Source organism: Streptomyces sp. NPDC058086 (assembly GCF_042885015.1).
Lineage (GTDB): Bacteria > Actinomycetota > Actinomycetes > Streptomycetales > Streptomycetaceae > Streptomyces.
Map to the genome: position 1 here is coordinate 20,648 of NZ_JBHVST010000124.1, position 7,762 is coordinate 28,409.

Annotated in this window: 6 protein-coding genes and 1 pseudogene; 3 read left to right on the forward strand and 4 right to left on the reverse strand. The window is 66.7% G+C overall.

Translation table 11 applies throughout. The features are described 5' to 3' along the window. The first annotated feature begins 1 nt into the window (after position 1). A complete protein-coding gene (locus tag ACFVWD_RS49685; RefSeq protein ID WP_389605111.1) occupies positions 2–3,043 on the forward strand; it encodes an SAV_2336 N-terminal domain-related protein in 3,042 nt (1,013 codons plus the stop codon). A gap of 269 nt (positions 3,044–3,312) precedes the next feature. Here the strand turns inward: ACFVWD_RS49685 and ACFVWD_RS49690 are convergent, their stop codons facing one another. The 3 genes from ACFVWD_RS49690 to ACFVWD_RS49700 form a co-directional block, all read right to left on the reverse strand. Then, positions 3,313–4,311 carry a hypothetical protein gene (locus ACFVWD_RS49690; RefSeq protein WP_389605112.1) on the reverse strand — a complete coding sequence of 333 codons (999 nt, stop codon included), beginning with the start codon at positions 4,309–4,311 and terminating at the stop codon, positions 3,313–3,315. A 175-nt stretch (positions 4,312–4,486) separates the two neighbouring features. Beyond that, entirely contained in the window at positions 4,487–4,627 is a 141-nt protein-coding gene (locus ACFVWD_RS49695; RefSeq protein WP_389605114.1) for a hypothetical protein, read from the reverse strand. Positions 4,628–4,649: 22 nt separating this feature from the next. Next, a complete protein-coding gene (locus ACFVWD_RS49700) occupies positions 4,650–4,865 on the reverse strand; it encodes a hypothetical protein (protein WP_389605115.1) in 216 nt (71 codons plus the stop codon). A 526-nt stretch (positions 4,866–5,391) separates the two neighbouring features. Between ACFVWD_RS49700 and ACFVWD_RS49705 the strand changes: the two genes are divergently transcribed. Then, positions 5,392–5,541 carry a DUF6104 family protein gene (locus ACFVWD_RS49705; protein WP_389605118.1) on the forward strand — a complete coding sequence of 50 codons (150 nt, stop codon included), beginning with the start codon at positions 5,392–5,394 and terminating at the stop codon, positions 5,539–5,541. 443 nt (positions 5,542–5,984) lie between these two features. Here ACFVWD_RS49705 and ACFVWD_RS49710 read toward each other — a convergent pair whose 3' ends face one another. After that, positions 5,985–6,491 carry a DUF6082 family protein gene (locus tag ACFVWD_RS49710; RefSeq protein ID WP_389602357.1) on the reverse strand — a complete coding sequence of 169 codons (507 nt, stop codon included), beginning with the start codon at positions 6,489–6,491 and terminating at the stop codon, positions 5,985–5,987. Between the two features lie 310 nt (positions 6,492–6,801). Between ACFVWD_RS49710 and ACFVWD_RS49715 the strand changes: the two are divergent. Next, positions 6,802–7,082: pseudogene (locus ACFVWD_RS49715) on the forward strand (GTP-binding protein); the annotation flags it as partial. Positions 7,083–7,762 lie beyond the last annotated feature (680 nt).

Here is a 7,762-nt window from a genome sequence, read left to right on the forward strand (position 1 = left end):
GGTGATCGAGGAACTGCTCACAGCACTGGTCGAATCGGGCGCCGACGCAGGCCCAGAAGAACTGGCAGACATCCTGTGGCTGGCCACACGCATCAGTACCGAAGGGCGCCAAGCCCACACGACTGCCAGCGAACAGCCGTCCAGTGATGCGCAGTTGACGGATCCGCCGGCCAATCCAGATCGAGCCGACAGCGGATCCCAGGCCCGCGAACGCTACTACAGCGCCGCACCCCAGCAGCACGCGAGCGCGACAGACCCGAACGCTCTCAGCGGCGAAGCAGTCCTGGTCCGGCGAGCCATGGCCCTGGACAACCCTCTCGGCGTCATGCGGGCACTGCGCCCCCTTGGCCGCCGGACCGTACCTGGCGTCACCAGGACGGAGCTGGACGAGGAACTCAGCGTCAACAACAGTGCCGAACACGGCATCGTCGTACCGATCCTCAAGCCGCAACGCGGCCGTTGGCTCGACCTGGCCCTGGTCATCGACACACACCACTCGATGCTGCTGTGGCACGACCTGGTCAGCGAGCTGCGCCGCACCATTGCGCAGACCGGCATCTTCCGCGACGTACGGGTGTGGTTCCTCAGCGGAACCGACGCGGGAGGCACACCGACTGTCGGCCGGGCGACAGCCGACGACTCCCGCAGCCCGCAGGAGGTCGCCGATCCGTCCGGGCACCGTCTGGTCCTGGTAGTCACGGACACGGTCGCCCAGGGCTGGAGCGGCACCAACCTTGAGGCCGTCCTGCGCCAATGGGCAGCGCACAACCCGCTGGCCATCCTGAACGTGCTTCCCCGCCGTCTGTGGAGCCGGGGCGCAGTGCCCCCTTCGGGTCTGCTTGTGAGAGCCGCTCGGCCAGCGGCCCCCAACGTATCGTGGCGCCTGGCCCCTACATCCCCGCGCGGTGGCCGCGATCGGTCGAGCAGCAGGGGCAGAGACCGCGAGCGGCTCGCGGGCAGCATTGCGATTCCCATGATGGAGACTTCCCCGACGGGGCTCAGCGCGCTGGCATCGCTGGTGGCCGGTGAAGGACGGTGGAGCAGGCTGCCAAGCCTCACGATCAGCCGGACGCCAACCGGCGTTGAGCCAACAGCCGCTCCAGTCCTCTCCGCATCCCAGAAGCCCGACGCGATACAAGCCCTTCGCCGCTTCCAGGAGAGCGCGTCACCTATCGCCCAAGAGCTGGCGGGCTATCTGTCCGCCGTTCCGCTGACCCTTCCCGTGATGACGCTCGTGCGCCGGGCCATGCTCCCGCACTCCGAACACGGCCACATCGTAGAAGTGGCCCTCGGCGGGCTCTTTGAACGCTGGCAGGGTGGACACCGCACGCTCGACATGGCGCGCTACCAGTTCGAATTCCTGCCCGGGGTGCGCGAGGCACTACTCGGCGCCCAACTCCGCCATGAGATCACCACCGTTCAGGAGCTCGTCCGCCGGGATGTAGCTGAGTACCTCGAGCGGCTTCCACAAGGGTCCGGCGGTGACTTCCCAGCCATGCGCACCAGGGCTGGAGACACGGGAACGCGGAAGGTCGGCCCGGGAGCCATCCCCTTTGCACAGTCAGCCTTGCCCCGCGGGATGCCGATCTCGGAGACACGACCTCTGTCGTTGGGCGTACGCCCAACGACGCTTGCGGGCGATGAAGCGGATCAGATCCCACCATATGTAGAGCGCGAGCACGATGCTCCGTTGCGAGACATCGTCCGTCGAGGCGCCACGCGGGGGCGCACGTTCATTGTTCTTGTGGGCAATGAGGGCTCGGGTAAGACGCGCTCTGCCTGGGAGGCCGTGTGCGCTCTCCCAGACGACTGGGTTCTGTGGGCGCCTCCTACAGCCCAGGATCTAGAGAAGGGGATGCCACTGATCCGCCCAAGGACGGTGATATGGCTCGACAACCTGGAGCGATTCTGGGGGGTCGACCTTACGCAGTACGACGGCACACAGCCGCCAGTCATGATCGTGGCTACCATACGGTCCCATTACTGGGAACGCACTAATTTGGACGTCTTCAAAAGACGTGCGATGGTCATCCACGTCCCCGACCTCCTGAGTGAACGGGAGGCAGCTAAATCCGGCCGTCGGCCATCCCGAAGCTCACCGCTCCAAGAGGCCAAGGCGCGGTTCGCATTTAGGATCCCCGGCGGTGCCATAACAATGGCTTCTTTCCCTGCACCCGAGGGCCAAACGCACCTTGTAACGTACAACCGTACGGACGCGATGGCACGAACTTGGGATCTGGAGACGGGCCGTGCGGTCGGCACGCCCTTCAGATTGCAAGCGCCGGGAATCGTGGCAATCGCCACTGTCCCGCAGCGTAAGGGCCCCCCACTCATCGCGGGGATCAACTACGCAGGGGAAGTGCATATGTGGGATTCACGCGACGGACGTTCACGCGGCATCCGGTACGTCATTCACCCTATGGATGTTCTGTCGATGACGGAATTCCCGGACGCAGATGGCCCCCCGCTGCTCGCTACAGTCGGATACGGCGGCGTGGTTCATCTATGGGATGCACGGAACGGGACTCCAGTCGGTAGGACAAACTGGACCGGCGCATTCCCCGGACGCGCTATGAGTTCCCTCATTGATTCAACTGGGCGGCGGCACCTAGCAACAGCGGACTATAGCGGTACCGTGCGGCTATGGGATCTGCAGTACCATCCCCCAGCGCACCGTGAAATATGCACCATCCACCCGCCAGAGGTATTGGCTATGGCTGGCATCGACAGGCCCGGTCAGCACAGTCTTCTGGCCACCATCGGATATGACGATGTCATTCGGGTATGGGATCCTCTCGCAGCTCCCAGTTCTAGCCGACCCAAAGGAGAAGAGCCCTCCATAGCGACTGACCGTAGGCTCTGGTCGTACAAGGAGATTGCGGCGCACATCAAGGTGCAGCCGGACACCGTGCGGTCGTACCGCAAGCACGGACTGCTGCCGCCGCCCGACTACGTGGAGAGCGGGAAGCCCTATTGGTACGCGGGCACCGTCCGGACCTGGGTTGCCTCTCGTCCAGGAAGCCGCGACCACAGAGCCGACTGAGCCGTAGTGGGAGGGGGCTCAGCGGCCCGCACCTGCCCAGAATCAGGGTGCTCTGCCCTCCGTGGTATGCGCACCAACTACCCCTGTACCTACCGCAGCTGCCGCCGAGGGTGTAGGCAGAGCGGTTGGGCAAGCCCTCACCGACATGTCCGCAGGACGGCCGTCCGCCCCCGTCTCGCGGCGGTCGAGAGAAAGGCGCCCCCTCCCGTACTGCGGTGGGGGAGGGGGCGCTTCTGTACGGCGGTACCGCCCGCCATACGGCCGGGGTTTCAGCCGTCGGTTGAGCGGCGGCGGGTGCGTTGTGTGAGGGCGAGGATCGCGCCGCATGTCATGGAGGTGACGGCGAGGACGACGAGTTGCCAGGCCCGGGTCGGGTCGCTGATGCGGCCGGTGGCGAGCAGGCCGCCGAGGGAGAAGGCGTAGGTGAAGCAGGCTCCTGTTGAGAGGGCTGGCTTACTGGGCCATCGGAAGGACACGATCCTGCCCTCGGTGTCGTGCGTGTCGTCGGTGGTGTTGGGCGTGTGGGTGGCTGGGGTGGGATTCTGGTCGGGCATCGGGAGTTCTCCTGGTAGGGCGGACTTCCTGGTGGGCCTGCCGCTCCCCGTGCGGCCTAGGAACCGGGGGAGCGGTAGGTCGTTCATGGTGGAGTGCGGGGGGTGAGGTGGCGCTCGGCGGGCGACCGCCGCTCGCCGGGGAGGGTTCGTGGTGGACTCGTCTTCCTTCGGGATGTTGAGCAGGTCGTTGGGCAGGTCGATGTCGTTCTTGTTGAACTCGTCGAGCTGTACCGGGGGTTTGGCGGTGGGCGGTGTTGCGGTGCCCGGTTGGCCGAGCCGGATGCGGCTGTTGAGGCCGCCGGCCGGGGCGCCTCGGGTGCGGGAAGCGATCTGGCTGTTCTGGAGCCGGGCGATGGTGTCGTAGTGGTAGAGGCCGTCGCCCGGGACGGTGCGGCTGGTGACCGGCCAGCGCAGCACCCGGCTCAGGCCCAGTTCGTGGGCGATGGCGTGCGGGAGAGTGCTCTTGCCAGTGCCGGGCTTGCCGGTGACCAGCAGCGGGCAGCGGAGGTGGAGGGCGGTGTTGACGGTCTCCAGCTCCTCGGCGCGGGGCCGGTGCAGCTCGGCCTTGTGTCGGTGCGCACCCGTTGCTGGGCGGAGGGACTGTCGGTGGCGGGCTCGACCAGCGGTCCGCCGTTGAAGGGCCGCGGGGGTGGCGTGTCCGGCGGTGTGCTGATGCGGTTGCGGGGTTTGCCGGTTCTCCGGCTGAGGGACCATTCGCTGGGGCCATCTGCGCCGGGGGTGTAGTCCACGTCGGTCCTGGGTTTCACTTCTTGCACCTCGGCTCCTTGTTACTTCTGCGGCTGCGGTAGGTGGGCCGGCTGGCCTCAGACCGTAGAAGGTCGGGCGGGGGGCCATAAGGCGGGTGGACGGGCATCGGGCCGCTGCTGGTTCACGGTGTTTCCAGCAGTTCGTCGGCTCCGGGCAGTGGGCTGGTGGGGTCGTCGTAGAGCAGGGCGATGCCCTTGGGCCGGTAGGCCTCGGGTACGTCCCAGACGGTTTCCCCGTGCAGCCGCCATGCGGCGTCTTGCATGGGGCGGCGCAGTACACCGCTTTCATGGCCCGGCGCGGGCCGCTCCGGCCCGAACCGCCCGGTGTCGACGTCCAGGCCGAGCAGCGGGCAGCGTGACCTGGAGGACGGCGGGCCGCCCGGGTTCGTCGCACTGGCGGAACGCCTCGGCGAGGGGCGCCGCGAGGGTACCGGGCAGGCCGGCCAGCAGGGTGCGCTCGTCGTTGCCGACGCGCACCACCTCGCGGGTGGGCTGACTCACGGAGACTCGTCGGTCGCAGCGGTTTAGTTCCCTGCCCCGCTGCACGAGTTCGAGTGCGCCGTCCTGGCGGGAGCTCTCGTACAGCGCTCCCAGTGCGTTGCGCCAGCCGCGGGGCGCCGGAGGCGGGATCGCGCCGAGGAGGGATTCGAGGATGTCAAGGAGCCCTCGGGTGCTGACCGGCGGCGGCTGGTCGGCGAGCCGGCCGAGTATCTGGATCCGCTCATTCGTATGCCGACGACCGCACCGCTTGCGGGATCGGCGGCCGGTCCGCCGGAGACGCCAGGCGGCGGGACGTCGCCGCCGAGCGGTATTTGCTGGTCGGTGGACCAGCCGCCAATGCCTGCACCGTGCAGGTCCCGTTCAGGCGGGTCAGCGGCCCCGAGTCGCGGATCCGTACCGGGGCTGGCTGGGCGTCCTTGCGCTCCTCTGTGCGCTGAGGTGACTCAGTGGTTTCCCGGCGCAGTGCCACTCCATCACGTGTCTGACGAAGGGCTATTGCTCCTCTGCTCGTGTTCCGGAGCGCTCCCTGGTCACAGACCGGGGCATCGAGGAGCTGGAGAAGCGGTGCGGGGAGGAGGAGGTCACCTTTGAGTGGCTCTCCGCCTGCCGGCCGGAGTTCGTCGATCTGAACACGGAGTTCGAGGCGACTGGGGACCGGGCTGGCGCTTTTGGATGAGGCGCAGCTGTGGCTATGAGGCGATCCGCCTCCTGGATGAGGGTTTCCGGGGCCTGTACGTACGCCCCTCCTGTTGAGCGGAAGGGATTTCTCGGAGCGTGGTGTGGCGCCGACACAGCGCATGATCTTCATGGAGTGGTACCGCCCTTATGGCTCGGGCTGATGGGTGTCTCCGAGCGGAGATGTTCGTCGGAGGCAGCAAGGTGTCTCCGAGCGCAGGGGTGTTCGTCGGAGTGGCCGGAAATCTGGCCAGGCGACAACGTAGCGGCTTCTTTTGCCCATGGTGCGCAAAGCAACAACAAGCAGTCGGCGATTTCTGCATCTCCCCTTGCCGAAAACTGGTACTGAGGTGATGGGTGCGCGTCGGAGGCATTGGCGGCGTGCGGGGACGGCGCGGCGCGACCGTGTGCGGGGCACAAAGGGGTTCTGACCGGCGCGAAGTTTCACGGCGATTCTTCGTCCGGTTCTCCCACGACCCACCATTCGTCGGTGTCGGAGTCCGTCTGATCCTGTATCAGGCTGTCCATCATCCGACCCAGTTCGGCCTCTTCGGAGGAGTCGGGCAGGCTCTTGCGGTGGTGCTCCGTCGCCACCCAGTACGCCCGGAAGATCTGGTTCTGGCACATGATGCGGAAGTGGCCGTGCAGCTCCGCACGTGTCAGGGCCCCGATCCGATGGAAGTACAGGGCGTTGATGTAGAGCGCGTTGGCGAAGAGGTACTGCCGCTGTTCCTCGGAGGTGATCTCCGTCTCGTACGTGTTCAGGACTGCGGCGAGGGCGGGATCGTCCATGGCCTTGCACAGCAGATCGAAATGGAGCCGGTGCTGCTCGGTGAGTACGGCGCGCCTGCGCTGCCGTGAGCTGCGTTCCGCGACGACGTTGGCCGCGAGGGCGAGCTTGGCCCAGGCACCTGAGCCAAGCCTCCGTATCGCGGAATTCTGTGTGGCCATGTCAACCCCCGAATCAGGCGACCGTTCCGCCGGTCGTCGGTTGTGGGGCGACAGGGAGCGGACCGGCGAGCGGTGGGCGGCGCGCTTGCCGTCTCCCAGTTTTGCCGAGCGGCTCTGATCGGCGGGGAGGCGGGGAGGAGGCGCACGGAGGGATGTGCGGGTCGCGTTTACCGGCGCCATGCCCAACGTGTGCCCCGCGAGGGCTGCTAACGATCGTTCACTTCGCGGGGATTCCTGCCGCTCGTATCCGTGGGCGGCAGTCTTCCTCGTCCAAGAACGGTGCACGGGTCGGTGTGAAAGAGGTCGCCTGTTGAGCCGGCCCAGCCCGCAGCAGATCCCCGTCGTTCTTCTCGCTGGCTTCCTGGGTTCCGGCAAGACCACCGTGCTCAACCACCTCGTGCACCGGAGCGGGGGCAGCCGTATCGGCGCCGTTGTCCACGACTTCGGGGCGATCGAGATCGATGCCAGGCCGTGAACTCCACCGTGTCCCTCGGGAACGGGTGTCTGTGCTGCGCCGTCGACGCCAGTGAGCTCGAGTGGCTGACCCGGCCCTCGGCCCGAGACGTCATCGTCATCGGGGCCAGCGGGCTCCCAATCCGTCCAGGCATGACGCATTGATTCAATCAATATTGCGGGAAGTCGACTCCAGTATGGACGGTCGAATCAACTCCAGGGAGGAAACGCGGGGTGGTCTCCTGGTCGGCGCGGCGGCCTCGGGGGTCTGTGTGATGGTGCATCAGGCTGTCGTGTGGGGTGGGTGCGCCCGGAGGTCGCCCCACCGTGGCGGGTCGGGAGCTGGTGGGTGTGTGGGTGCCCGGAGGGCTCCCACGCCCTCTCTCGCGTCTTCCTGGGCCCTGGGCGGGGGGATGGCACGCCACCTGGCCCCGGAGGGGCCGGTCGACGGCTCTGGCGCACGGTCACACCGGGCCCGCTCCGGGCGGGTTGGGTCCCGGAGGGGCCCAACCCGCCCTGGTATTCCATGGTTTACTGTTCTCCATGGAATACCACTCCCAATTCCCATCCTGTTCCGGGGAATTCGGAGAATCCCTGGAACCCTTGGATGGAATGGAATTCCATTCCCAACACCCCACGCCCCGGCCATTCCTGAAACCCCCTCAATTCATAAACATCACAACGCTTTTCGTGCCGGAGGCACGCAGGTTTATGAATTTCGCCCGGAGGGCGAATTCATAAACCACCCCGCCGGAGGCGGGCAATTCGCGCGGGGACGCGCGAAACGGAGCGTAGCGGAGTATTCGGCTGCCGGAGGC